Annotated in this window: 21 protein-coding genes, 3 tRNA genes and 1 pseudogene; 11 read left to right on the forward strand and 14 right to left on the reverse strand. The window is 61.1% G+C overall.

Annotated features, from left to right (window positions below; translation table 11 throughout):
* The first annotated feature begins 333 nt into the window (after window positions 1–333).
* Entirely contained in the window at window positions 334–1,956 is a 1,623-nt protein-coding gene (gene pgi, locus BCA01S_RS19590) for a glucose-6-phosphate isomerase (RefSeq protein ID WP_020065912.1), read from the forward strand.
* Between the two features lie 128 nt (window positions 1,957–2,084).
* On the opposite strand, the gene BCA01S_RS19595 is transcribed toward pgi, so the two are convergent.
* Entirely contained in the window at window positions 2,085–2,771 is a 687-nt protein-coding gene (locus tag BCA01S_RS19595) for an ABC transporter ATP-binding protein (protein WP_027778369.1), read from the reverse strand.
* Between the two features lie 28 nt (window positions 2,772–2,799).
* Between BCA01S_RS19595 and BCA01S_RS19600 the strand changes: the two genes are divergently transcribed.
* On the forward strand, window positions 2,800–3,489 hold the full coding sequence (locus BCA01S_RS19600; RefSeq protein ID WP_020065910.1) for an arylesterase: 690 nt from the start codon (window positions 2,800–2,802) through the stop codon (window positions 3,487–3,489).
* Window positions 3,490–3,606: 117 nt separating this feature from the next.
* Window positions 3,607–3,948 (forward strand): hypothetical protein, encoded by a 342-nt coding sequence (locus BCA01S_RS19605; protein WP_027778370.1) that lies wholly within the window; start codon window positions 3,607–3,609, stop codon window positions 3,946–3,948.
* Between the two features lie 216 nt (window positions 3,949–4,164).
* Here the strand turns inward: BCA01S_RS19605 and BCA01S_RS19610 are convergent, their stop codons facing one another.
* The 8 genes from BCA01S_RS19610 to tig form a co-directional block, all read right to left on the reverse strand.
* Window positions 4,165–6,102, reverse strand: coding sequence for a SurA N-terminal domain-containing protein (locus tag BCA01S_RS19610; protein ID WP_027778371.1), 1,938 nt, complete (start codon window positions 6,100–6,102; stop codon window positions 4,165–4,167).
* An 83-nt stretch (window positions 6,103–6,185) separates the two neighbouring features.
* Window positions 6,186–6,262, reverse strand: a tRNA-Asp gene (locus BCA01S_RS19615).
* A 56-nt stretch (window positions 6,263–6,318) separates the two neighbouring features.
* A tRNA-Val gene (locus BCA01S_RS19620) sits at window positions 6,319–6,394 on the reverse strand.
* Between the two features lie 146 nt (window positions 6,395–6,540).
* Window positions 6,541–6,813 carry an HU family DNA-binding protein gene (locus BCA01S_RS19625; protein ID WP_006048930.1) on the reverse strand — a complete coding sequence of 91 codons (273 nt, stop codon included), beginning with the start codon at window positions 6,811–6,813 and terminating at the stop codon, window positions 6,541–6,543.
* A 350-nt stretch (window positions 6,814–7,163) separates the two neighbouring features.
* On the reverse strand, window positions 7,164–9,587 hold the full coding sequence (gene lon, locus BCA01S_RS19635) for an endopeptidase La (RefSeq protein WP_027778372.1): 2,424 nt from the start codon (window positions 9,585–9,587) through the stop codon (window positions 7,164–7,166).
* Window positions 9,588–9,786: 199 nt separating this feature from the next.
* Window positions 9,787–11,058 (reverse strand): ATP-dependent Clp protease ATP-binding subunit ClpX, encoded by a 1,272-nt coding sequence (gene clpX, locus BCA01S_RS19640; RefSeq protein WP_006048928.1) that lies wholly within the window; start codon window positions 11,056–11,058, stop codon window positions 9,787–9,789.
* A 179-nt stretch (window positions 11,059–11,237) separates the two neighbouring features.
* Window positions 11,238–11,891 (reverse strand): ATP-dependent Clp endopeptidase proteolytic subunit ClpP, encoded by a 654-nt coding sequence (gene clpP / locus BCA01S_RS19645; RefSeq protein WP_006048927.1) that lies wholly within the window; start codon window positions 11,889–11,891, stop codon window positions 11,238–11,240.
* Between the two features lie 157 nt (window positions 11,892–12,048).
* Window positions 12,049–13,395, reverse strand: a complete 1,347-nt coding sequence (gene tig / locus BCA01S_RS19650) for a trigger factor (RefSeq protein WP_027778373.1) — start codon at window positions 13,393–13,395, stop codon at window positions 12,049–12,051.
* Window positions 13,396–13,837: 442 nt separating this feature from the next.
* On the opposite strand from tig, the gene BCA01S_RS19655 reads away from it, so the two are divergent.
* Together BCA01S_RS19655 and BCA01S_RS19660 are read left to right on the forward strand one after the other, a co-directional pair.
* Entirely contained in the window at window positions 13,838–14,983 is a 1,146-nt protein-coding gene (locus tag BCA01S_RS19655; protein ID WP_027778374.1) for a glycerate kinase, read from the forward strand.
* A 64-nt stretch (window positions 14,984–15,047) separates the two neighbouring features.
* A complete protein-coding gene (locus BCA01S_RS19660; RefSeq protein ID WP_027778375.1) occupies window positions 15,048–15,500 on the forward strand; it encodes a MarR family winged helix-turn-helix transcriptional regulator in 453 nt (150 codons plus the stop codon).
* Window positions 15,501–15,818: 318 nt separating this feature from the next.
* Here BCA01S_RS19660 and BCA01S_RS19665 read toward each other — a convergent pair whose 3' ends face one another.
* Both BCA01S_RS19665 and BCA01S_RS38775 read right to left on the reverse strand, forming a co-directional pair.
* Window positions 15,819–17,351: a DUF3999 domain-containing protein gene (locus BCA01S_RS19665; RefSeq protein WP_027778376.1), complete on the reverse strand. Its 1,533-nt coding sequence runs from the start codon at window positions 17,349–17,351 to the stop codon at window positions 15,819–15,821.
* A pseudogene (locus BCA01S_RS38775) lies at window positions 17,348–17,699 on the reverse strand (DUF2339 domain-containing protein); the annotation flags it as partial. The pseudogene BCA01S_RS38775 and the gene BCA01S_RS19665, both read right to left, overlap by 4 nt.
* A 403-nt stretch (window positions 17,700–18,102) precedes the next feature.
* Here BCA01S_RS38775 and BCA01S_RS19680 point away from each other — a divergent pair.
* The gene (locus tag BCA01S_RS19680; RefSeq protein ID WP_020065898.1) at window positions 18,103–18,390 is read left to right on the forward strand and encodes a hypothetical protein; all 288 of its coding nucleotides are present in this window, start codon (window positions 18,103–18,105) and stop codon (window positions 18,388–18,390) included.
* 75 nt (window positions 18,391–18,465) lie between these two features.
* Here the strand turns inward: BCA01S_RS19680 and BCA01S_RS19685 are convergent.
* Window positions 18,466–18,552, reverse strand: a tRNA-Leu gene (locus BCA01S_RS19685).
* Window positions 18,553–18,769: 217 nt separating this feature from the next.
* Here BCA01S_RS19685 and BCA01S_RS19690 point away from each other — a divergent pair.
* Window positions 18,770–19,606, forward strand: coding sequence for a squalene/phytoene synthase family protein (locus tag BCA01S_RS19690; protein WP_027778378.1), 837 nt, complete (start codon window positions 18,770–18,772; stop codon window positions 19,604–19,606).
* A 67-nt stretch (window positions 19,607–19,673) separates the two neighbouring features.
* Here BCA01S_RS19690 and BCA01S_RS19695 read toward each other — a convergent pair whose 3' ends face one another.
* Together BCA01S_RS19695 and BCA01S_RS39105 are read right to left on the reverse strand one after the other, a co-directional pair.
* Entirely contained in the window at window positions 19,674–20,837 is a 1,164-nt protein-coding gene (locus BCA01S_RS19695) for a DUF1501 domain-containing protein (protein WP_027778379.1), read from the reverse strand.
* A 436-nt stretch (window positions 20,838–21,273) separates the two neighbouring features.
* Window positions 21,274–21,600 (reverse strand): hypothetical protein, encoded by a 327-nt coding sequence (locus BCA01S_RS39105; protein ID WP_084166892.1) that lies wholly within the window; start codon window positions 21,598–21,600, stop codon window positions 21,274–21,276.
* A 229-nt stretch (window positions 21,601–21,829) separates the two neighbouring features.
* Here BCA01S_RS39105 and ompR point away from each other — a divergent pair, with 229 nt between their 5' ends.
* The 4 genes from ompR to BCA01S_RS19720 all read left to right on the forward strand — a co-directional run bounded on the left by ompR (window position 21,830) and on the right by BCA01S_RS19720 (window position 25,323).
* Window positions 21,830–22,564, forward strand: a complete 735-nt coding sequence (gene ompR / locus BCA01S_RS19705; RefSeq protein WP_006048917.1) for an osmolarity response regulator transcription factor OmpR — start codon at window positions 21,830–21,832, stop codon at window positions 22,562–22,564.
* A 47-nt stretch (window positions 22,565–22,611) separates the two neighbouring features.
* Entirely contained in the window at window positions 22,612–23,961 is a 1,350-nt protein-coding gene (locus BCA01S_RS19710) for an ATP-binding protein (RefSeq protein WP_020065895.1), read from the forward strand.
* A 220-nt stretch (window positions 23,962–24,181) separates the two neighbouring features.
* Window positions 24,182–24,730, forward strand: coding sequence for a peroxiredoxin (locus BCA01S_RS19715; RefSeq protein ID WP_020065894.1), 549 nt, complete (start codon window positions 24,182–24,184; stop codon window positions 24,728–24,730).
* Between the two features lie 74 nt (window positions 24,731–24,804).
* The gene (locus tag BCA01S_RS19720) at window positions 24,805–25,323 is read left to right on the forward strand and encodes a carboxymuconolactone decarboxylase family protein (RefSeq protein ID WP_027778381.1); all 519 of its coding nucleotides are present in this window, start codon (window positions 24,805–24,807) and stop codon (window positions 25,321–25,323) included.
* Window positions 25,324–25,431: the final 108 nt, after the last annotated feature.

Raw genomic sequence — 25,431 nt, forward strand, 5'->3', positions numbered from 1 at the left:
GTCAAAGCGCTGCCGCCTGTCCCGCAACGCCGTTATACTGAGTAATCGAGTGAGGAGTACGTGAGCAACTGCGCTGACCGGTCGAACCTGTGGCCGCGTGCGGACCGCACGCGAACTGAGCGCGCTTGCTGCGCGCATACTGCCTGACGGCGTGGCGGTTCGTAGCGAGCCACTCGCAAAACACGGCGGAATCAACGGGCGTTAATGACTGCGCGGGCGCTCAAGACTCACCGCGAACGCGGCCGTGCTGCCTCGCTCTAATAGCATCGTTGCATCATCCTCGGCGGCGCCTCGCGCGCGCCTTTCTTTGTGCCCCTTGGTTAGACGGACGCTATGACCCAGAATTCGCTCCCCTCCTGGTCCTCTCTGCAAACGCACTACGAGCAGATCCGCGATGCACATCTGCGCGACTGGTTCGCTCCCGGGAACGACCCCGCGCCGACGCGTGCCGAGCGCTTCGCGTTCGCGGGCGGCGGCATCGCCGCCGACTTCTCGAAGAACCGCATCACCGACGAAACCCTGAAGCTGCTCGTGCAACTCGCGCGCGAAGCCGGCGTCGAGAAACGTCGCGACGCGATGTTCGCGGGCGAAGTCGTCAATCCCACTGAAGGCCGTGCCGCGCTGCACACCGCGCTGCGAGCGAGCAACCCCAATGCGCCGTTCCATCAGCAGGTGCAGGCCGAACGCGCGAAAATGGCCGCGTTCGCCGATCAGGTGCGGAGTGGCGCCTGGACCGGCTATACGGGCAAACGCATTCGCCACGTGGTGAACATCGGCATTGGGGGCTCGGACCTCGGGCCGAAGATGGTCGTGCACGCGCTGCATCATCTGGCCACGCCGGAAATCACCACGCACTTCGTGTCGAATGTCGACGGTGCCGATCTCTACAACGTGATGCAGCAGATCGACCCCGAAGAGACGCTGGCCATCATCGTTTCGAAGACGTTCACGACGCTCGAAACCATGACCAACGCGCGTTCGCTGCGTGACTGGTTCACGGAAAAGGGCTGCCCGGAAAATGCGCTGGCGAAGCACTTCGTCGGTGTGTCGGCGAATCCTTCGGAAGTCGTCAAGTTCGGCATCGCGAAAGAGAACGTGTTCGAGATGTGGGACTGGGTAGGCGGCCGATATTCGCTGTGGTCGGCGGTCGGTCTGTCGATCATGATCGCGGTCGGGCCGCAGCAGTTCGGCGAACTGCTGGCCGGCGCGAACGAAATGGACGAGCACTTCCGCACTGCGCCGCTCGAAAAGAATCTGCCGGTGCTGCTGGGCATGATCGGCATCTGGTATCGCAACTTCTTCGGCTCGCAAAGCTATCTCGTCGCGCCGTACTCGGAGGCGCTGCACTTCCTGCCGTCGTATCTGCAACAGCTGGAAATGGAGAGCAACGGCAAATCGGCGCGTCTCGACGGCGCAATGGTCGACTATCCGACCTCCGCGGTAACGTGGGGCGAGCCGGGTACGAATGGTCAGCATGCGTTTTTCCAGATGCTGCATCAAGGTCCGACCATAGTCCCGATCGACTTCATTGCGGTGCTGACGCCAGAGCATCCGCTCGTGAGCCATCATCCGAAGCTGCTCGCCAACTGCTTCGCGCAAAGCGAAGCATTGATGCTCGGCCGCACGCTCGAAGAAGCGAAAAAGGTCGCCGGTCCCGACAAGCCGGAACTGGCGCCGCACCTGGTGTTTCCGGGCAACCGGCCGACCACCACGCTGCTGGTCGAGGCGCTCACGGCGCGCTCACTCGGCGCGCTGATCGCGCTCTACGAGCACAAGGTGCTCGTACAGGCGTCGGTATGGAACATCAATCCGTTCGATCAATGGGGCGTCGAGCTAGGCAAGATTCTCGGCAAGGTCGTCGAGGCGGACCTGACAGCCGCAAGCGTCGACGAAAAGAAACACGATTCGTCGACGTCCGCGCTGATCGCAAGGGCGCGCGCCGCGTTGAAGCGTTGACACTTGAACGCCGGTTGGCTATGTAGCTGGCGGCGTGCTGCGCTCCGTACTGGGTGAAGTATCGGGCGGGCCACTTGTGGCCCGCTTTTTTTCGTGGGCGTATGTTTGACTTCGACCGAGCCTGTGCGTCAGGCGAGACGTCCCGCTTCTATCGTTACGGTCGTATCGCAGCGGCGCGCCAGTTCCACGTCGTGCGTGACGAGAATCAGCGTTGCACCGTTCGCGCGGTTCATCTGGAACATCAGATCGATTACCGCGTGGCCGGTCGCGGCGTCGAGACTGCCCGTCGGTTCGTCGGCGAAGAGAATGGCCGGATGCGTAACGAAGGCGCGCGCCAGTGCGACGCGTTGCTGTTCGCCGCCCGACAGCAGCTTCGGATAATGGTTTGTGCGCTGGCCGAGGCCGACCTGTTCGAGCAGCCCGCGCGCGCGCAGTGCGGCTTCACGTGTACCGATGCCGCCTTGCAATTCGAGCGGCAACGTGACGTTTTCGAGCGCCGTCAAATGCGGCATTAACTGGAACGACTGGAACACGAAACCGACCGAGCCGCTGCGCAATGCCGCGCGCTCGTCTTCGTTCAATGTGGTGAGCTCGCGGCCGAGTAGCCGAACCGAGCCCGAACTCGCGCTGTCCAATCCTGCGAGCAGTCCAAGCAGCGTAGACTTGCCCGACCCGGATGCGCCGACTATCGCGACACTGCTGCCCGCTTCGATAGCCAGATCGATGTTGTCGAGAATGGTCAGTTCGCCCGTCGCATCCTTAACCTTCTTGCACAAACCCCGCACTTCAATGACTGGATCAGTTTTGTTTAGCATAGTGAAGCGTAGGTTGAAAGTGCGCGCCATGAAGCTTCGCGCGAATGCACTGACTTCGGCAACGAGCTCGGTGGCAAGGGGCTCGGTCATAGTGGCGGCCGCCCTTTTTTCGACGACCTTCGCGGTTCGCGCAGCCAATGCGCCCGAAGCGGCCAAACCGGTGATCGTCGTACTTGGCGATAGCATCTCCGCTGAATACGGCTTGCCCCGCGACACGGGCTGGGTCGCGTTGATGCGCCAGCGACTCACCCAGGAGCGAATCGATTATAGCGTCGCCAATGCGAGCATTAGCGGCGATACGACGAGCGGCGGGCGGGCCCGCTTGCCGGCGCTGATGCAACGCCTGAAGCCCAGCATCGTGATTGTCGAACTGGGTGCCAACGATGCCTTGCGTGGCGTGCCGCTTTCAACAACTGAAGACAATCTGCGCACGATCATCGAGCAGGCTCAGCAGGCTCACGCGAAGGTCGTGCTCGTGGGCATGTATGTACCGCCTAACTACGGCCCGGACTATACGCAAAAGTTCCATGGCCTATACGGCCAGCTCGCAAAGCAACTGAACGTGCCGCTAGTGCCGTTCCTGCTTGCCGGCATTGCCGATAAGCCGGATATGTTCCAGGCAGATCAGATTCATCCGACTCAGCAGGCACAGCCAGTGCTACTCAACAACGTGTGGCCCGCTGTCAAGCCACTCCTTCGTACAAGTTCGTCGCACTGAAAGGCTGCTGTCGGCTTGTTTCCGGAACTACGGGGAACACGGATCCGCGAGCTTGAGCTCATGCTTGCGCAATCCCGTGGCCCCGGCTCGATACCGAGCGACTTATGAGGAGATAACGTGAAATACTTACCGTTAATCGCTTTGACCGTGGCAATTTCCGCCTGCGCTGCTCAACCGCCGGCTGGCGTTCAGTCCGTCGGACAAAGCCAGCAACCGCCGAAGGCCGTTGCGACCTGCATCGCGCACAAATGGGCAGACGGCTCCCAGCAACAAGTCGTGTCGCAAGACACCTTGGCCAACGATCAGGCTGTAGACGTGTATGTGCCGGGCCAGCAGCCGCCCAACGGCGCGGCCGCCGTGGTACGTCCTTCGTACTCCGGCAAGGGCTCATGGGTCGGCTTCCGCGCGAACGGAGCAGCAGGCAGCGACGCTACCAGCGCGATCAGCTCATGCCTCTGACCATATTTACCCTCTGATCGCTGCGATCGTTCGGTGAGCTTCGATCTCGCCGAATGACCGATCGAGTCAGATTCGAAAATGAAAAAAGCCCCGCATTTGCGGGGCTTTTTTGCGCTCGCGCGTTCAGCGCGGCTTGTGTGGATTCGCGGCGAGTAGAAAGGTGCACGCTAGGCGCGCCGCGAACACCGACGCGCAAACGAGCGTTCCCTGGAAAGCTTACTCGTCGCTTGCCTGCGCGTTGCTGCTCTCGAGCGAGCCGTACAGTTTTACTTTCGACCGGGCACGCAACGCCTGAACGTAGGCCTCTACTTCGGACTGCGACTCTACCTGCGCGATCTGCTGCTGCGCCGCGGCCAGACGCTGCGGTTCCACCGCTGTGCCTGCGACGACGGCGTTCACTCGATAGATGGCGTAACCGTCGTCACCGAGATCAACGCCCACGTATGCCGGCAGTTTTTGCGCATCGGCCTTGTAGATCGCACTGAGCGCAGCGGGAGGCACGCCTTGCGCGTCGTTGCGCGACACTTTCAACGGCGACGAGAAACCCGTGGTCGCCTTCGACTTCTCGAACTCTGCGAGCTTCGCGATGCCGTCTTTGTGCGCGGCTTCGTTTGACTGAGCCGCGATGACCTTCTGACGCACCAGGTCCTTGATTGCGTCGAGCGACGGCACGGCTGCGGCCTTATAGTCGGTGACGCGTGCCGCGATCAGCGTGTTTGCGCCCACGTCGATTGCCTGCGTGTTGTTGCGTGCCACGGCTGCGTCGTTCGCGAAAACAGCGGCGAGGAATTTCGCGTTGTTCAGCGGGCTGTCGGGCGGCAGCTTCGGATCGGGCTGCGGAGTGACCGTCGCCGTCTGCAACTGCAGCTTGTACTTGTCGGCGGCAGGTTGCAGGCTCTTCGCCTTCTCGTAGACGATCGACGTGAAACCTTCGGAGTCGTCGCTGAATGCCTTGCTCGCCAGCTGCGTTTTCAGGTCTCTTGAGATCTGGTCTTTCACTTCGTCAAAAGGCTTGGTGACGGCCGGCTTCACGTCGGTGACCTTGACAATGTGATAGCCGAAGTCCGTTTGTACGATCCCGCTGACTTCGTCCTTCTTCAGAGCGAAGACGGCGTCGTCGAACGCCTGACCGCCCGCGATCATGCCGCGCCCGAAGTAACCGAGATCGCCGCCCTTTGACGCCGAGCCGGGATCTTGCGAGTTCTGTTGCGCGATCTGAGCGAATTGTTCAGGATGCGCCTTGATCTGTGCGAGCAACTCTTCAGCCTTCTGCTTCGCCTTGGCCTTGTCGGCCGCGCTCGCGTCTTTCGGCGCGGTGATCAGAATGTGGCTGGCGCGTACCTGACCTTCGGTGCGGTAGCGCGCGATGTTGTCGTCGTAATACTTCTTCAGGTCGGCGTCGCTCGGCTGCACCGACGCGGCGAGCGTGGCCGGCGACATCACCAGATACTGAATGGTCGCTGTGGCCGGCGTGGCGAAGTCGTTACGGTGTGCGTCGTAGTAAGCCTGCAATTGCGCGTCGGTGGGCTGCACCTTCGCGGCATAGTCGCGCGGGTGGAAGGCAATACCCTGCAGTTCACGCTGCTGCTCAGCGAGTTCCGTCAGATGCTGAGCGAGCGTTTTAGACGTGAACGCGCTGCCCTGAATGCTGGCAGGCAACTGTTGGGTGGCGATGCTGTAGCGCACGCGCTCGTCGTACTGGTCGGGCGTCATGCCCTGCATGGCAAGCAGTTGCTTGTACCGGTCGACGTCGATTGAGCCGTCTGGGTTTTTCAGCGACGAGATCACCGGATCGTTAAGCAGCGTGCGGCGCACGGCGTCGTCGGATGCGGTCAGGTGCAGGCGCTGCGCTTCATCGGCGAGCACGCGTTGTTCAATCAGGCCGTCGAGCATCTCGCTGCGGCGTTGCGGCGTATCGAACGCCTTCATGTCGAATTGCGCGCCGAGCATCTGACGGGCGCGGTCAAGCTGTTGACGCATCGCATTTTCGTATTCTGCGCGCGTGATCTTGTGACCGTTGACGCTTGCGACGTTTGCACTTTCGTCAAAGAAGCCGCGAAAGCCCTGAATACCCACAAAACCCAGCCCCGGCACAATGACGAGGATGAGCATAAACATCATCAGGCGTTTGTGATTGCGGAAAAAATCGAGCATGCGTGAGTGCCAAAAACAGAACGCCCGATCTTACAACAGCGGGCAATAAAAAAGGCGAACCGGAGTTCGCCTTTCGAGGATACTGGCGGAGTGGACGGGACTCGAACCCGCGACCCCCGGCGTGACAGGCCGGTATTCTAACCGACTGAACTACCACTCCTTATACTGCGCTTTCACTGCGTCACTGCGCAGAAACACTTTAAGAGAATCTGAAACTGGTGGGTGCTGAGAGGCTCGAACTCCCGACCTACGCCTTGTAAGGGCGCCGCTCTACCAACTGAGCTAAGCACCCGGCTTCATGATTCTTGTGCTTCCGCTATTACTGCCTGAGTGGTCCGCCTCGCGCCTGATTGAACAGCCATCGAAACGAGCAACCGTTAATTCAGATTCGCCGCCCTTCTTTCTGGCAAACCTGCAATTCCTCAAGCAGCAAGCCCATTAGTTTAGCGCATCCTTTAGCGCTTTGCCAGGCCTAAATTTCGGCACCTTCGCAGCCTTGATTTTGATCGCATCGCCGGTTCGTGGATTGCGCCCCGTGCGGGCCGTGCGCTTGCCGACGGCAAACGTGCCGAAACCCACCAACGTCACCGAACCGCCTTTCTTCAACGTGCCTTTCACACCGCCGATCACCGCGTCGAGCGCGCGTCCGGCCGCAGCCTTCGAAATCTCCGCTTGTTGCGCAATGTGATCGATCAATTCCGTCTTGTTCATCCCTACCCCCGAGAATGTTTTTAGAACCGAAACGGCGCTCTGCAGCGCCTGACATCGTCTAGCCGGCCGTAATGCCGGGCCGAGTCATTAGAATGGGCCGAAACGCACGTGTCAACCGGGATTGAGCCTGATTCTTGGCGGATTGCCATGATCTCTTTGTCACACTACGTGAATGCCGATATGGGATGTATTAGATGCGCGCGCAACGAGTACTGCGTCAGCAATCCGCTGTTCTTTCTGCAATGAAAGGCGCGTTGTTGCAAGTGTCTTCTGAAGCGTGCGGCAATAAAAAACCCGCGGCCTTTCAGGCCGCGGGTTCTTTCTTGTACAGCAAATAACTTGCTGAAAGCTTAGTGCTTCACGACATCCGTAGCGCCAGTGTCTTTGCCCGGCTCAGCCGCGACGGGCGAGGCAGGCTTCGGCTCTTCTTCCGGCAACGGCGACGGCACACGTTCGAGCGCAAGTTCGAGCACCTTGTCGATCCAGCGGACCGGCACGATTTCGATCGCGTTCTTCACGTTGTCCGGAATCTCCGTCAAATCCTTGACGTTTTCTTCCGGGATCAGCACCAGCTTGATGCCGCCGCGATGCGCCGCCAGCAGCTTCTCTTTCAGACCGCCGATCGGCAGCACTTCGCCACGCAACGTGATTTCGCCTGTCATCGCGACGTCGGCCCGTACCGGAATACCGGTCAGCACCGAGACCAGCGCAGTCGTCATCGCGATACCAGCCGAAGGACCGTCTTTCGGTGTAGCGCCTTCAGGCACGTGGATGTGAATATCCTGCTTTTCGAACGCTTCGTCCTTGACGCCAAGACGACGCGACCGCGAGCGGACCACCGAGCGTGCTGCTTCGACGGATTCCTTCATCACATCGCCAAGCGAACCCGTGCGGATCACATTGCCCTTACCCGGCATCACGGCGGCTTCGATGGTCAGCAGATCGCCGCCCACTTCCGTCCACGCGAGACCCGTGACCTGGCCCACCTGGTTTTCCTTAGCGGCCAGACCGAAGTCGTACTTGCGCACGCCGAGGAACGTATCGAGGTTGCTGCCGTCGACCTTCACCGCGCCTTCCGCCTTCTTCAGCAGAAGCATCTTCACGACCTTGCGGCAGATCTTCGACACTTCACGCTCGAGCGAACGCACGCCCGCTTCACGCGTGTAGTAACGAATGATGTCGCGGATCGCGGTTTCCGTCACATCGACCTCGCCATCCTTGAGGCCGTTGTTCTTCTTCTGCTTCGGCAAAAGATAACGTTGCGCAATGCTGACCTTTTCGTCTTCCGTGTAACCCGACAAACGGATCACTTCCATCCGGTCGAGCAGCGGCGGCGGAATGTTCAGCGAGTTCGACGTCGCCACGAACATCACGTCCGACAGATCGAAGTCCACTTCGACGTAGTGATCGGCGAACGTATGGTTCTGTTCCGGATCGAGCACTTCGAGCAACGCCGACGACGGATCACCGCGGAAATCCTGACCCATCTTGTCGACTTCGTCGAGCAGGAAGAGCGGATTGCGCACGCCGACCTTGGTCAGGCTTTGCAGAATCTTGCCCGGCATGGAACCGATATACGTACGACGGTGACCGCGAATCTCGGCTTCGTCGCGCACGCCACCGAGCGCCATACGCACGAACTTGCGGTTCGTTGCGCGAGCGATCGACTGGCCCAACGACGTCTTACCGACACCCGGAGGCCCAACGAGGCACAGAATCGGCGCTTTCACCTTGTCGACACGTTGCTGGACCGCGAGATACTCGAGAATCCGTTCCTTCACTTTCTCGAGACCGAAGTGGTCTTCGTCGAGCACGCGTTCCGCATTCGAGAGGTCGTTGTTGACCTTGCTCTTCTTGCGCCACGGCAAGCCGATCAGCGTATCGATATAGTTGCGCACGACCGTCGCTTCAGCCGACATGGGCGACATCAGCTTGAGCTTCTTCAGCTCGGCGTCGGCCTTCTTCTTGGCTTCCTTCGGCATGCGGGCAGCCGTGATGCGCTTCTCGAGTTCTTCGAGATCCGCACCTTCTTCGCCTTCGCCGAGTTCCTTCTGGATCGCCTTGACCTGCTCGTTCAGGTAGTACTCGCGCTGGCTCTTCTCCATCTGGCGTTTCACACGCCCACGGATGCGCTTTTCAACCTGCAGGATGTCGATCTCGGCCTCGAGTTGCGCGAGCAGATGCTCGAGTCGCTCGATAACCGGGAACATTTCCAGGATGTGCTGCTTCTGGTCGAGCTTGAGCGGCAGATGCGCCGCGATCGTGTCGGCCAGACGACCTGCTTCGTCGATACCCGACAGCGACGTCAGGATCTCAGGCGGGATCTTCTTGTTCAGCTTCACATACTGATCGAACTGCGACACGATCGCGCGGCGCAGCGCTTCGGTTTCAGCGCTGTCGGCGTGGTCGGGCTCGAGCGGCATGACTTCGCACGAGAACTGCGTTTCCTGTTCTTCGATGGAAAGCGTTTTCGCGCGCTGCAAGCCCTCGACGAGCACCTTTACGGTGCCATCCGGCAGCTTCAGCATTTGCAGGATGTTGGCAACACACCCTACTTCGTACATGTCCTTTTCGGTCGGCTCATCTTTCGCAGCCGTTTTCTGGGCGACGAGCATGATGTGCTTGCCGCCTTCCATCGCTGCTTCGAGAGCCTTGATCGACTTCGGGCGGCCTACGAAGAGCGGAATCACCATGTGCGGGAAAACGACTACGTCGCGCAGCGGGAGCAGCGGGAGCGTAATGCGTTCCTGCGGGAGGAGTTGGGTTCCTGACATTTCATTTCCCCATGAGTGGAATCAGTTCGTTCGATAGGTGAGGCCAGCAGAAACTATTGCAAGGCCTCCGCGTGTGGGAAAAGTTCAGTGACTCCGAAGGTTCAGTGACTCCATTGTGAAAACAACCATTCTGACCACACGATAAACGAAAAAGCCGTTCACGTCGCCATGAACGGCTTTTTGCAGTACCCGAAGCCGATCAGTTCGAACCCGCGACTTTAGGCGCGTCTTCGTAGATCAGTAAGGGTTTGCCGTCGCCGTCAATCACATTGTCGTCGATGATGACCTTGCTCACGCCTTTCATTTGCGGCAAGTCGTACATCACGTCAAGCAACGCCTGTTCCAGGATGGAGCGCAGTCCGCGCGCACCCGTCTTTCGGCGGATCGCCTTACGCGCCACAGCCTGCAGCGCAGCCGGGCGAATTTCGAGCTCGACGCGTTCCATGTTGAACAGCTTGTGGTACTGCTTCACGAGCGCGTTCTTCGGTTCGACGAGGATTTTCATTAGCGCGGCTTCGTCGAGCTTGCCGAGCGTGGCCACCACTGGCAGACGGCCGATCAGTTCCGGGATCAGACCGAACTTGATCAGATCTTCCGGCTCCACTTCACGCAGCACTTCGCCGGCGTCGCGGTCCTGCTTGCTCTTTACGCTTGCGCCAAAGCCGATGCCGGTCTTTTCAGTACGATCGACAATGACTTTTTCAAGGCCGTCGAACGCGCCACCGCAGATGAACAAAATGTTCGTGGTGTCGACCTGAATGAAGTCCTGATTCGGATGCTTGCGGCCTCCTTGCGGGGGCACCGACGCCATCGTGCCTTCAACCAGCTTGAGCAGCGCCTGCTGCACGCCCTCGCCCGACACATCGCGAGTGATGGACGGGTTGTCCGACTTCCGGCTGATCTTGTCGATTTCGTCGATATAGACAATGCCGCGCTGCGCTTTGTCGACTTCGTAGTTGCAGTTCTGCAGCAGTTTCTGAATGATGTTCTCGACATCTTCGCCCACATAACCCGCCTCAGTCAGCGTGGTTGCGTCTGCAATGACAAAGGGGACGTTCAGAAGCCGCGCGAGCGTTTGCGCAAGCAAGGTCTTGCCCGAACCGGTCGGGCCGATCAGCAGGATGTTGCTCTTGGACAGCTCGATCTCGTCTTTCTTGTCGAGATGCTTCAGGCGCTTGTAGTGGTTGTACACAGCAACCGCGAGAATTTTCTTTGCACGTTCCTGACCAATCACATACTGGTCAAGGATTTCACGGATTTCCTGCGGACTCGGCAGATCGGACTTGGACAAGCCCGCCTCGATACCCGCGCCTGCTGCTTCATCGCGAATGATTTCGTTGCACAGGTCGATACATTCATCGCAGATGAACACCGACGGGCCGGCAATCAGTTTTTTAACCTCATGCTGGCTCTTGCCGCAAAACGAGCAATACAACAGCTTTTCGCTGTTAGAACCTTTCTTGTCCGCCATAGATGTGTGAGCCTCCGGACACTCGATTACATGATACGCCGTTTGCCCCAGCCTCGCAGTTGGGCGCGGCCGGGTTGAGCAATGTGACGGCGTTTGCCGCAGGCGCTCGGACGAGTCTTAATTATTTCACAACCGATCGGACGCGGGCTTTGCCCCGATTTAGCGCAAATCCCACCCGATCAAGGACGTTTGTGGGCTACCTGATCGACCAGACCGTAGGCTTGCGCGTCGTCGCCGGACATGAAATTGTCACGGTCGGTGTCGCGTGCAATGCGCTCGACGGGTTGGCCGGTGTGGTGCGCCAGCAGATGATTGAGCCGCTCCTTCAGGTACAGGATTTCGCGTGCCTGAATTTCGATGTCCGACGCCTGACCGCGGGCGCCGCCCAGCGGCTGGTGAATCATCACGCGCGAATTCGGCAGCGCGAAACGCTTGCCCTTTGCGCCTGCTGCAAGCAGGAACGCGCCCATGCTCGCCGCCAGTCCCATGCACAGCGTGGAAACGTCCGGCTTGATGAACTGCATCGTATCGTAAATCGCCATGCCGGCCGACACCGAGCCGCCCGGGCTGTTGATATAGAAATAGATGTCCTTGTCGGGATTCTCGCTTTCCAGAAACAGCATTTGCGCGACCACCAGGTTGGCCGTCTGGTCGTTCACCTCGCCCACCAGGAACACAATGCGTTCCTTCAGCAGACGCGAGTAGATGTCATACGAGCGCTCGCCCCGGCCGCTCGTTTCCACGACGATCGGCACCAGTCCGAGCGCCTGCGCTTCGAGATCCCGGGAAGACTGGGAGGTCAACGTGTCCAGCATTTGGGCGCGAAAGGTCATGCAATGGATCCTTGTCTGGAAATATTCTAAATATTTGATGCTAGACAGGTGTGGTCGACCAGCTCGTATTCAAGTGCACACAAACTGCACAAAAACACCACAAAAAAACGGCGTGCGGGCCGTCGCTCCGACAGCCGGCACGCCGTTGCAGCGACGCTTACGCTTGCGCCGTTGCGCTTGCCAGTTCTTCGAAGCTCACTTCCTTGTCCGTCACCTTGGCCTTGCTCAGCACGAATTCGACGACGTTCGCTTCAACGACGTACGCTTCCATTTCAGCAAGACGTTGCTGGTTCGAATAATACCAGCGGACGACTTCCTTCGGGTCTTCGTAGCTTTTCGCGAATTCGTCGACTTCTGCGCGGATCTGCTCCGGCTTCGCCTGCAGGTCGTTAGCCTTCACCAGCTCGGCCAGCACGAGACCCAGCTTGACGCGGCGCTCGGCCTGTTCCTTAAACATAGCGGCAGGAATCGGCGCATCTTTAGCGTTCGGCACGCCGCGCTGCTCCAGGTCCTGACGCGCCATTGCGACCAGACGCTCCTGGTCCTGCTCGATCAGTGCGTTCGGCACGTCGAGTTCCGAAATCTTCAGCAGCGCGTCCATGACCTGATTCTTGACGATGGCTTGCATGCGGCGCTTCGCTTCACGCTCCAGATTGTCTTTGATCTCGGCACGCATCTTGGTCAGGTCGCCGTCTTCAATGCCGAGCGACTTCGCGAATTCGGCGTCGATTTCCGGCAGGTGCGGCCACTCGATCTTCTTCATCGTGATCGTGAATTGCGCCGTCTTGCCGGCGACGTCCTTGCCGTGATAATCGGCCGGGAACGCCAGATCGAATTCCTTCGTTTCGCCGACCTTCAGGCCCGTAGCTGCCGTTTCGAATTCAGGCAACATGCGACCTTCGCCCAGCACGAACGCGAAGTCTTCGGCGCTGCCGCCCTGGAACACTTCACCGTCGATCTTGCCGACGAAGTCGACCGATACGCGATCGCCTTCCTTGGCGGCCGTGTCACCGCCGCCGTCGCCGTGCTCGCCGGCTTCACCGCGAGCGTGGAAATGCACGCGCTGCTTGCGCAGGATTTCCAGCGTGCGGTCGATTTCCGCTTCGCTGATGGTCGTCGTGGTGCGCTCGATTTCAGCCGTGGCGACGTCGCCCAGCTTCACTTCCGGATAGACCTCGAAGGTCGCGTCGAAGGCGTAATCGCCCTCGGTAGCGTCGGCCTTCGGCGCGAAGCTCGGCTGGCCGGCGACGCGCAGGTTTTCGGCGCGGCTGATGTCGAAGAATTCCTTGCCGACCTTGTCGCTCAGCACTTCAGCTTCCACCTGGCCCGAATACTGTTGCGTCACCATCTTGAGCGGCACCTTGCCCGGGCGGAAACCCGGCATGCGCACGTTCTTCGCGAGTTGACGGATACGCGAGTCCACTTCCTTCTGCACGGCGTCCTTCGGCAGGGAAATCGTTACGCGGCGTTCGAGCTTGCCGAGGTTTTCAACAACGTTAGCCATGGCTTCAATCGTCCTAAAATTATTCGAGCGAATTCAGTTATCTTCTCCGTGCCGCATTTGCGCGCCTGCGCCGCGGGCTTGCAGGCCACCGGCAGCACGGTTGAGTCCAAAGAGCCGAATATTTTAGCAAACTATTTGCGCGGCTAACCGGGATTCGACGGTTGCGCCTACTTTTATCGGCATCCAGAGCCGTTTCGGGTGCTTTTTTTAGCGGTTTTGCGCTTCTCCCATGAAGCAGCCGGGCCGACAAGCCGGCACTGCTGCACCACACCTCGCCACGCATGACAATGCCGGCTATGCCGTTCGGCATATTCAGTCGAAGTGACCATGCTGCTAAGCTAGCGAACACGCTTGGGGCTGCGCTGCGTCCGCTGAACAGCCCGCCTCGCCAGCGGCTTTCCCGCCCGGTACTACAGTACTACTCCAACCATTCAGAGACACCATGCCCAATTCGCCGTCCTCGCCTGTCGTCGTCATTGCCCCGGATTCGTTCAAAGGCTCGCTCGGTGCCGAACAGGTCGCGCAGGCGATCGCGTCGGGCGTGCGGCGGGCGCGCCCGGACGCCGAGGTGCGCATCTGCCCGATGGCGGACGGCGGCGAAGGCACGCTCGACGCGATGCTGACGAGCGGCGGCGAGCGCCGCAAGCTGACTGTGCGCGGCGCGGCAGGCCCCGTGCGCGAAGCGCTGACAGGCATCCTCGCCGACGGCAGCGCAATCGTGGAAACCGCGGAGATCGTCGGCATCACAGACTCGGTTGGTATGGGCGTACCGGTTCAGGCGCGCAATACGCGTGGGATGGGCGAAGCAATCAGCGCGCTACTCGACGCAGGAGTGCGGCGGTTTTTCGTCGCACTGGGCGGCAGCAGCACCAATGACGGCGGCGCGGGTCTGCTGGCGGGTCTCGGCCTGAAACTATTCGACGCGCAAGATCGGGAACTGGAGCCGACGCCCGAGCAACTGGCGCGCGTTGCACGGGTCGACGTTTCACAGCTAGACGCGCGGCTCGAGCACACACAGTTCATCGGCATGTCCGATGTGGACAATCCACTGACCGGCGAGCATGGGGCGACGGCGGTCTTCGGCCCGCAAAAAGGCGTCGCCCCGGAGCAGGTCGCCACGATCGACGCGGCTCTCGCCCGCTACGCCGATCTGCTGGAAGCGGCGCTCGGGCGCACGGCTCGCAACCTTCCCGGCGCGGGTGCCGCAGGTGGACTCGGCTTTGCGTTGCACATGCTCGGCGCTCAGTTCGAGCCTGGCGCGGAAACGGTCGCGCGGCAGATCGGCCTCGACGCGGCACTGCAGGGTGCGAACTGGTTGATCACCGGCGAAGGACGCTCCGACGTGCAAACGCTACACGGCAAGGCGCCCTTCATCGCATGCCGTCATGCGCAGTCTGCAGGTGTGCCGGCCACGCTGCTGTCAGGCGCCGTGGACTCCGCAGCACTGCCGCGTCTAGCCGAATATTTCAGTGGTTGCTTCTCGCCGGCCCCTGGACCAATCACGCTTGAATTCGCGATTCGCGACGCTGCACGTCTCCTGGCGGATGAGGCCGAACAACTGACGCGTTTGAAGTACGGCGCGCGTTGACCCGGCGGCATGGTTGCGGCAACAATCACAGCGCCACAACCGCGTCACTCATCACGGGAAGACCATGAAGGACTCCGCCAAAGCCGGCTTGGAACAGCTCCTCACATATCGTCTGCATGTACTCAACAAGCTCGCGGAGCGTGGTATCAGCGAGCGTTACCAGGACAAGCTCGGCGTGACGCTGCCAGAGGCTCGCGTGATCGCGTCGGTGGGATCGTTTGGACCGTTCTCGATCATGGAACTTGCGAGGCATGCCAATCTCGACAAGAGTCAGGCAAGTCGCGCCGCCGAGGCTTTGATCAGACAGGGGATCGTCAAACGCGAAGCGAGTGTGGAAGACGGCCGCGTCGTGCTCGTGTCGCTCACGCCCGAGGGCCGCGCGTTGTATCGCAGGGTCATGCCGATTGCGCGCAAATGGAACGGCGATCTGTTCAACTGCCTTGACGAGAAACAGAAGCTCGCGCTTGGCGAAGCGCTCGATAAAGTCATCGAAACGATGACTGCGCCTGACGCGTGAACTGAGAATAAAAAACGGCTACGAGCACTGCGCGGGTTGCGCCGCGCAGATATGACGCACGCGGCGGCTTTAAACCCCGCTACGCCGCGCGCGTGGAATCCGCCGTGAGTTGTTTGCGTACGCTCCGCCATTCAAATCGACCATGAGTTGCGCACGCTCTGCGCTTCGAACCAACCACGAGTTGCACGCGCTCCTGCGACGAACGAACCATGACGTGGACACGTTTGTGATTGCCAAACCCACCATGACTGCGTGCACGTCCCGCCCTTCAAACCTAGCCGCAACTCGCGCGTCGCAGACTATTGAAAAGCGTGCAATTCAGGCGCCGCCATCACGCTGATGCCCGCCTTGCGTCGTGCCCGCCACACCACCGGCCATTGAATTGGCTGCATTCTGGGTAGGAGCGCTGGCCGCTTGAGCAGTGTCCGTCGAAGCAGCAGATGTAGTCGCGAAACCAGTCGCCGCACCTCCCGGCACGGCCGCCGCGGCTTCACCCGCCGGCACCCTGGGCGATACGCTGCGAGCAATGCGCCAGGCTATGGCCGCAATCGCTCCGACGGCAAGAACCAGAGCGGCCCACAGCACATACCGGCGGTGTGCATCGGCACTCGCCGACGATGGCGCATTCGCATTCTGCTCAAGCGCCACAGGTTCGCCGACGCGCGCCGTGACCACCGCCGACGAAGCTGCCATCAGCAGTTCGTCGCGCCCGACGGCCGTCGATACGGCCGCGGCATTGCCCACGCCGAGCGTAAAAGGCGCCGCGCCATGCGCGGCAAAGGTCAGCGTCGCGGGGCGCCAGCCTGCTGCGATGGTCAACGCTCCATTTCCGAGCCCGCCGTTGCGCGTATCGACGACCACGCGCCAGTGACGGTCCGTGTCGGGCGTCAGTTGCAGCGAAGGATTGTTCTGTTCGACATCGCCGTTATGCAAACGGAAGAGCGTCGCATTCGACACCTCGCGCCATGCTGCGCCGAGTGCGCCGCGTGAATAGACGACGGCAGGCGCCACCGTATTCGGCTGCGGCAAATGGAGGCGCAAACGGTCGACCGGATACGGTCCGCCAGTCGAGAAAAAATATTCGCCGGCCTTGGGTCCCGCCTGCGCCACGATGTTTTCGCGCCATTCACGCTGCTTGTCCGCGACTTGCACGCCACCCGAGCCGGTCGCCTGCACTTCCACATTCATCGATTCGAGATACGGCGCGCCGTCGAGCCAATGCAAGCGCAGATAACGAGCGCGCGCACCGCTCAGCTCTACGCGGTCCTGGCTCAGCGTGCTGCCGTTGTAGCTGACCTTGAGCAATTGCGCGTCGCCGGCGGGCTGCCAGTTCCGCAAGTCGTCGCTCGATTCAACCGACACCCGCCCCTGGTAGTTATCGTCACGAAGAAGAATCACCAGCGCGCTCACGCGGCCCTCGCGCGAGGCCTCTCCCGCGTCGATCAGATCCGTGTCGTGCTGGGCGCGACCCGGCGGCGCAGCGGTGGCGCGCAGCGAGCCGTCGGCCGCGATCGTCACACCGACCGGCGCACCGATGTGGCCTGCTGGCGCCGGGCGCAGCGGAAACCATCGCGCCGGGCGCAAAGTCGGCGGCGTGCGTGCCGGCTCGCGCGGTCCCTCGAGCGAATACGGCACGGGCTCGCCCGCGCCGTTGAATACGCGCACGTCGCCGAGATCGTTGCGCTGACTGGCGCTATAGACGGCGGCCGGCAGCGTGACGCTGTAATAGGCGGCGCCCTCGTCGAGCTGCAGCGCAAAGTGCCGCGCGAAATTTTCGGCGCAGGCGGGTGCCGCGGCCCACGCGGACCCGATCACGGCGCACCAGGCCGTCACCTTCAGAAAATGCTTCATTGTTCAGTTTCCCCGACCACTCGCGTGGGCGGCAACGGTGAGAAGTAGCCGATCAGCAGCAACATCGCGCCGACGCCGATAAACGATACGAACACGATACGATCCGCTCGACACCGGTCACTGCGACAGGTCGAACAGGAACAGTTTGACGACGGTCGCGGCGAGCAATGCGCCGCCGATGACCCAGACGACACGGCTTGCGCGCCGGGTGGTCCAGATCATCGCCGCGAGTGCGCATACTGTCCAGAATATCGAAACCGACGCCGGCACGAGCATCGACTGCGACATGTCGACGAACTCGTATGGCACCACGGTCAAATGATGCAGCGTGCGCAGCAGCTTCGCGTTTCAAGCAGAGAACGCCGGTTGCCCCGATCAACACTTGCAAAAGGCCACGGATAGCGGCGTAAAAACAATCGCGCACAGCTGCACGATGCTGTCACGCCTCGTGAGCCGCAAACCCGCGAAGGCGAGTGCGCTCTGGCCGACAAGAAAAAAGCTGCTGCAACGCGATCGACGCGAACACCGCGGCATTATCGTACGCCGCGTCGAAATGACTATGCAATGTACGCAGCGGCGAGGCATTGCAATCAAAGTCGGCAGCAACGCTCATCGAGCGCCGCGGTCTTCGCGGCAATGTACCAATCGTGTCAAAATTCGGGATCTGACGCCGCGCCGGTTATCGAATGCATTCACTCAACGACCCGCGCGGCGTGCAAGTCGATCGTTTAATCTAATCAGGAAAGTTTTAGTGGATCTCAACAAACAGATCGCGGCGCTCACCGCGTCCGAACTCCAGACGGCCGGCGCGAGCCAGGCGACGGCCATCGCAGTCAGTGTGCTGCTGCGTCATCTGCGCTCGCCGGAACTGGCGAAGCTGTTGTCGTCGGCATTTGAAAACCATCAGGCGGTCATGCTGCAAACGCCTTGGCCCGATCAGATGCTGCAGGCCTTCGAATCGACTCGACGCTTTCTCGAGGGCGCCGCGCAAGCCGACCTGCCCGGCACCCAGGCGCCGCCGGAAACGCCGGTCGCCTGAGCGCACGAACAGGCGGCCTGAAAACGCAAAACCCCGCCAGTCCAACGACCTGACGGGGTTTGCGTTACATAAAAGTGGTGCGAGGGAGGGGACTCGAACCCCTACACCCTTGCGGGCGTCAGGACCTAAACCTGGTGCGTCTACCAATTTCGCCACCCTCGCAGCCGGACAAGCGTTGTGCGTCTTGCCCGATGTCCTGCACGCTTTGCGCGACACCCAAAGGTGCACGCCCAAAAGCGTAAGCGCGAGATTCTAACGCATTGATTCGCGCTTGTCTGCAACTGCCGCGCATCTGTCCTTACACCGCCGGTGCTACAATTTTCGGCTTCGTGCACGCTTGCCGTGCCCTCTTCGCCTGCCCTTCCCCACATTCCAATCCGTGAATTTCGACGAATATTGCCAGCAAAAAGCGGCGCCGCCAGGATCGAGCACTTACTACGCGCTTCGGCAAGCTCCCGCAGCCAGTCAGCCGCGCCTGACCGCGCTGTTCGCATTGCGCCGCGAGTTCGAGGAAACGGTCAAGGAAGTCAGCGATCCGGCCATTGGCCGCACCAAGCTTGCCTGGTGGCAGAACGAACTGGCCGCGCTTACTGCGGGCACGCCCACGCACCCTGTTTCGAAGGCGCTCGCGGCCTCGCTGCCCGACGTGAAGGCCGAATACCCGGCGCTGCAGGCGCTCCTGAGCGGCTTTGAGATGGACCTCGACCAGGCGCGCTATCTCGACTATCCGACTTTGCGGCGCTATGTTCAGGCGGTCGGCGGGACCTTTGCCTCGTTAGTGGCGCGCGGCTCGAGGACCCAAGCGTCTGCCGACGGTTCACAAGCGCCGGATTGGTCGGCGCCGTTAGGCGAAGCACTGCTGCTCGCACAGCTCGTGGTCGAAACGGGCAATGATGCGCGCCACGGCCGCATCTACATCCCTATTGACGAAATGCAGCGCTTCAATGTGACAGCCGCGGACCTGATCAATCGAAAATACAGCGACGCATTCACCGAACTCATGCGCTTTCAGACGAAGCGCGCTCGTGATGCCGTGCGAACGGCGCTCGCCGCCGTCCCGGCCAACGAGCGCCGTTCGCAGCGCGCGCTGCTCGCGCAAGGCGCGCTCGCGTCCGCGCTATTGGATGAGATCGAACGCGACGGCTACCACGTGTTGCATCAACGTATCGCGTTGACGCCGATCCGCAAACTGTGGATCGCCTGGCGCGCGAAGTGAGCGCCGCCGCGCGCCCTTTGCGGGTCGCGTCGTCCGGCGTCCGGTTTGGCGCGGAGCGCGCCGGCCGTCAAACGCGCAGCAAAGGCAGCGGCGCAAACTGCTGGCGCAGAATCGCCGCGGCATCGAGCCCCCACCATTTCGCAAGCACGGTGGCGTAGAGCCGGCGGAAGTCAACGGCGACCGGTAAGTTGCCATGGCCATCGAGCCGTCCAAGCTCCGGCGGCGCACCGTGCAAGCCCCCGAGCACACGTCCGCCCATCATGAAATGCGGCGCCGACGTGCCGTGATCGGTACCGTTGCTGTCGTTCTCTCGTGGATACCGCCCGAACTCGCCATAGGTCATGACGAGCGTGTCGTTCCAACGGCCCAGTTCGATCAGCGCCGATCTCATCGCTGTCAGGCCTTCGGCAAGCTGCCTCAACAATGTGCGGTGCCTGTACGGCTGGTTGCGATGCGTGTCGAAGCCGTTGAGCGTCAGGCGAATCGCCGCAACGCCGCCGCGTTTGCCCGCTGCCGCGCGCGGCATGTCGTCGGCTTGGAGCATACGCATTGCCGTTTCAATCGACGCGCCGAACGCGCTGCAAGGAAAACCCGTCGTCAGCTGCGGCGCGCGTGCCAGTGGCTTGGGCCTCGCGCCATCGTATGTCATGGCTTTTGCGGTACCAGGACCTTGCATTGAATTCAGGAGAGCCCGCGCACGAGCGCCGTTCGCGAGCGGCCCCATTTCAGCATTGCCAATGACCACGCCGTCTGCAGCGAAATCTGCGGGCAACGGGGCGCTTCTGAAAGCGCGAGTGAGCCAGCCGTCGCGCAGATACTCATCGGCGTGGGAAGCGGTGTCCCATATCTCCACCGAGCGGAAATGCGAGAGATTGGGCTGCGCGTAGCCGACGCCCTGGATAATCGCCAGTTGCCGGCTGTGCCAAAGCGGCATTAACGGTTCCAGTGACGGATGCAAGGCCGTGCGACCATCCAGTTGGATAACCTGCTCGCGCTTGATGCCGATTTTCTTACGCAGCCGGTAGTACGCAGGATCCGCAAATGGGATGACGGTGTTCAGGCCGTCGTTGCCGCCCTTCAACTCGACGAGGATCAGCAGGTTGCCGTATCCGGGACGCAGCGCGGGCAGCTTACTTGCGCTATGCGCGGCGGGCTGCGCGCTCAGCGCACGAGGCAGCCACAGAGTCGCGCTGGCGGCGGCGCTCATCGAGAGAAAGCTGCGTCGTTTCATGTCGTACTCGCGTCGGTGACTTCTTGCGTTGCGGGCTCGGTTTTTCAGGCGATAAGCTGGACCGGCCTGCAATGCGAAACTATGCGCTTTGCGGTCGAGATCTATGCGTGTACGAAGCCTACGCCCGTTGCTGCCGTGACGCATCTTGCGTGATTGGGCCGCGCATTCACGTACCGTTGTAGGTTCCCGCATGCGGAGTGCAATGAGCACGATCAATGACAGGAATGAACGACGGCTGCGTGCGCCTGCTAGTCACATAACACGTGAACGAAGCGGGCAAAACGCGAAGTGCCGGATAGAAACAGGGATGCAAACCAGAAGCGCGCGGGAAGCGCAGAACGAAAGCGCAAAAGAATCAGGACAGCGACAACGCCCAACAGCACATGAAGCAACGCAGCACCAAGGACAACCCGCGCCGACAACTCAAGCCAAGCGTCTACCGTTTGTAAAGCTCGCGGACAGCGTCTTCGATGTGCTGTCTCAACAAACGACGTTCGTCTGGCGTCATATGTCCGTCACGCCGACGTTGATCGAGATCGGGGGGAACTGCCGTACGCAACATGGCGTCTGATGCAGGGCGCTCGACGTTAGAACTGTGACGGCTTGCCCTTGAGTTGCCTGCCCTGGACGCGCGCTCGCTCGCAGCTCTGTCGGCCGAAGGCTGGGCGTGGGCGAGCGTCGGTCCCAATGTGCCTGCGAGTGTACCGGCAACCGCCAGTGCAATCACGCTCAGGCGCACATTCGGCCAGACCCCTCCCTTCATGTTGTTCCCTTCGTGGCGCGGCAACCGGCTACCTCAAATGCGTATGACAAACCCGGTAACGAGCCGGGCGCGTGGGTTTTAGTCGAGTGAAGTATCCACCGAACAGCCGCATTCCGTAAAGGAGTCTAACTGCCACCGCTTTACGTCGTGCCACAGTGCGGGTAAATTTTGTAACCGACTGTAACTCGATAAATGATGCGAACGCGCACCACTTTCTAATCGCGCTAAGATGCCGACCATGGAAACTAAAAACCCTTCGAAAATCCTCGTCGTCGACGACGATCCGCGACTGCGCGATCTGCTGCGCCGTTACCTCGGCGAGCAAGGCTTCAACGTGTACGTAGCCGAGAACGCGCCATCCATGAACAAGCTCTGGGTGCGTGAGCGGTTCGATCTGCTGGTGCTCGACCTCATGCTGCCGGGCGAGGACGGCCTTTCCATCTGCCGGCGCCTGCGCGGCAGCAACGACCGTACGCCGATCATCATGTTGACGGCCAAGGGCGAAGACGTCGACCGTATCGTCGGCCTTGAAATGGGTGCGGACGACTATCTGCCGAAGCCGTTCAATCCGCGCGAACTCGTCGCGCGCATTCACGCGGTGTTGCGCCGTCAGTCGCCGTCCGAACTGCCGGGCGCGCCGTCAGAAACTACCGAAGTCTTCGAGTTCGGCGAGTTCGCGCTGAATCTCGCCACCCGCACGCTTACCAAGGCCGGCCAGGAAATTCCGCTGACCACGGGCGAGTTCTCCGTGCTCAAGGTGTTCGCGCGTCATCCGCGCCAGCCGCTGTCGCGTGAAAAGCTGATGGAACTGGCTCGCGGCCGCGAGTACGAAGTGTTCGACCGCAGCCTCGACGTGCAGATTTCCCGTCTGCGCAAGCTGATTGAACCCGACCCGGGCAGCCCGCGCTTCATCCAGACCGTTTGGGGTCTCGGCTACGTGTTCATTCCCGACGGCGCGGCCTGAGTTTGTTCACACCTCCTGCTTTTGTTTTCAGATAAGAAGAAGGGCCCATGCGGATCGACCGGCGCCTCCTGACGCTCGCGTTCGGCGGCCTTTTCTGGCGGACCTTTCTGTTGATCGCGCTGCTGATCGCAGTGAGTCTCGCCGCGTGGTTCCAGAGCTTCCGGGTGATCGAACGCGAGCCGCGCGCGCAGCGCGTGGCGTTGCAGCTCGTCGCGATCGTGAAGCTCACGCGCACCGCACTCCTCTATTCCGATCCCGATCTGCGGCGCGCTTTGCTGCAAGATCTGGAAAGCAACGAAGGGGTGCGCGTGTACCCGCGCGAAACAACCGACAAGTACAAACTCCAGCCCGACGAGTCGCTGAACCGGCTGATCGAACACGACATTCGCGGCCGGCTCGGCGACGACACGGTAATCGCGCAAAGCGTCAACGACATACCCGGCGTCTGGATCAGCTTCAAGATCGACGACGACGATTACTGGGTCGCACTCGACCGCGATCAGCTCGACAACGCGACGGGCCTGCAATGGGCCGGCTGGGGCGTGTTCGCGCTCGCGCTGTCGCTCTTTGGCGCCGCCTTCATCACGAGTCTCGTGAATCGCCCGTTCGCCCGTCTCGCGATGGCCGCGCGCAAGGTCGGCTCCGGGCAGTCGCCGGAACCGCTGCCCGAGCGCGGCATGGGCGTGGCTGCTGAAACTAATCGCAGTTTCAACCAGATGGTTCAGGACCTCGAACAGCTCGAGGCCGACCGCGCGCTGATGCTCGCCGGCATTTCGCATGACCTGCGCACGCCGCTCGCACGGCTGCGGCTCGAAACGGAAATGAGTCCGTCGGACCAGAGCACCAAAGACGCAATGGTCGACGACATAGAGCAGATGGACATGATCATCGGCCGCTTTCTCGACTACGCGCGCCCTGTGCAACGCGTGCCGGAACCCGTCGATCTGTCCGTGATCGCGAGCGAGCTCGCTGCGCGCATGCAAAGCGAGGACAGCATGCGGCTGATTACGCGGCTCGCGCCGTCGGCGGTGATCGAAGCCGACGAAACGGATATGCGGCGCGTCGTCGGCAATCTGCTGGAGAACGCGCGCAAGTACGGTTTGAGCGATGGCGACGGTATCCCGCACGTGATCCTGGAAACGCGTGTCTCGCATTCGCGCGTGGAACTGTCGGTGGTGGACGAAGGCCCCGGTATTCCGGAAGATCAGCTGGCGCTCGTCACACGCCCCTTCTATCGCGTGAATTCGGCGCGCACTCAGGCGAACGGAACGGGTCTTGGCATGGCGATCGTGCAGCGGCTCGTCGGCCGTTATCGGGGCGCCTTGCGGTTGCGTAATCGCACGCCCGGTCCGGGCCTGGAAGTCACGATCGAGTTCCCGCTCGCCAAGGGTGCCTAAGAGAATCGCGGCCGGCGTCGATAACACAGCGCACGTCGGCCACGCACGACCCACGCACTCTCAATGCCCGCTCCGTTGAATAATAACTATCCGGGTTGTTAGAAAAAAACTATTGAGGCGATAGTTCAATAGAGCTATAGTGAAAAGCCTGTCACGCGCTCGTGATGACGCGCTGGTAGCCTCAGCATGCTTTTTTTCCAACACACGAAGGAGCACTCGCATGAAAACCGTTGGCGACAAACTCGAAGCGTTCACCGTCACCGCTGCCAAGCCTGGCTTCAACAATCACGAGGAAAACGGCGCCTCGGCGTTCGAAGAAATCACGGAGCAGTCGTTCCCGGGCAAGTGGAAAATCATCTACTTCTACCCGAAGGATTTCACGTTCGTGTGTCCCACGGAAATCGTCGAGTTCGGCAAGCTGGCGAAAGACTTCGAAGAGCGCGACGCCGTGCTGCTAGGCGGCAGCGTCGACAATGAATTTGTGAAGCTCGCGTGGCGCCGCGAGCATAAGGACCTGAGCAAGCTGAACCACTATTCGTTCGGCGACGTGAAGGGCGAGTTGATCGACCAGCTCGGCGTGCGCGACAAGGAAGCGGGCGTGGCGCTACGTGCAACGTTCATCGTCGATCCGGACAACACGATCCAGCACGTGTCGGTCAACAACCTGAACGTCGGCCGCAATCCGGAAGAAGTGCTGCGTATTCTCGACGGCTTGCAGACGGACGAACTGTGTCCGTGCAACCGTGCAGTCGGCGGCGCAACGCTGTAAGCCGTGCCGGCCCGAGCCCGCCACGCTTGAAAAAGCCGCGGGCTTTTTTATCGACAACCCGATAGGAGATGACAATGGAGTTCTTGTCTTCCATTAAGGCCCTCATACCCGACTACGCGAAAGACATCCGCCTGAACCTGGACGGCACGATTGCGCGTTCATCGCTCGAAGGCAACGACGCGGTCGGCGTCGCGCTGGCCGCCGCCTTCGCCGCCAAAAGCAACGCAATCGTCAACGCAATTCGCAACGCGGGCGTGCTCTCTCCCGAAGAGACGAACGGCGCGTTGACGGCCGCCGCGTTGATGGGCATGAACAACGTCTGGTATCCGTATGTCGAGATGGCGGAGAACGCGGATCTGAAATCGCAACCGGCGCAGTTACGCATGAACGCCTATGCGTCGCACGGCGGCGTGGACAAACGGCGCTTCGAAATGTACGCGCTGGCCGCTTCGATCATCGGCAAGTGTCACTTCTGCGTGAAGTCGCACTTCGACACGTTGATTGCCGAAGGCATGAGCTCGACGCAGTTGCGCGACGTGGGTCGCATCGCGGCAGTGGTCAATGCGGCTGCGCAGTGCATTGCCGCTGAATAAGCTACCGGCTTGCGGGTTTGCCTCGCCTTGACCGTGGGCAGTGGGGCAGCGACCCAGCGGCGCAGCGGCGCGCTTAGCCGCCGCCGCGCGCCACCTGATGCGTCAATG

This window comes from Paraburkholderia caledonica NBRC 102488, assembly GCF_000685095.1.
Lineage (GTDB): Bacteria > Pseudomonadota > Gammaproteobacteria > Burkholderiales > Burkholderiaceae > Paraburkholderia > Paraburkholderia caledonica.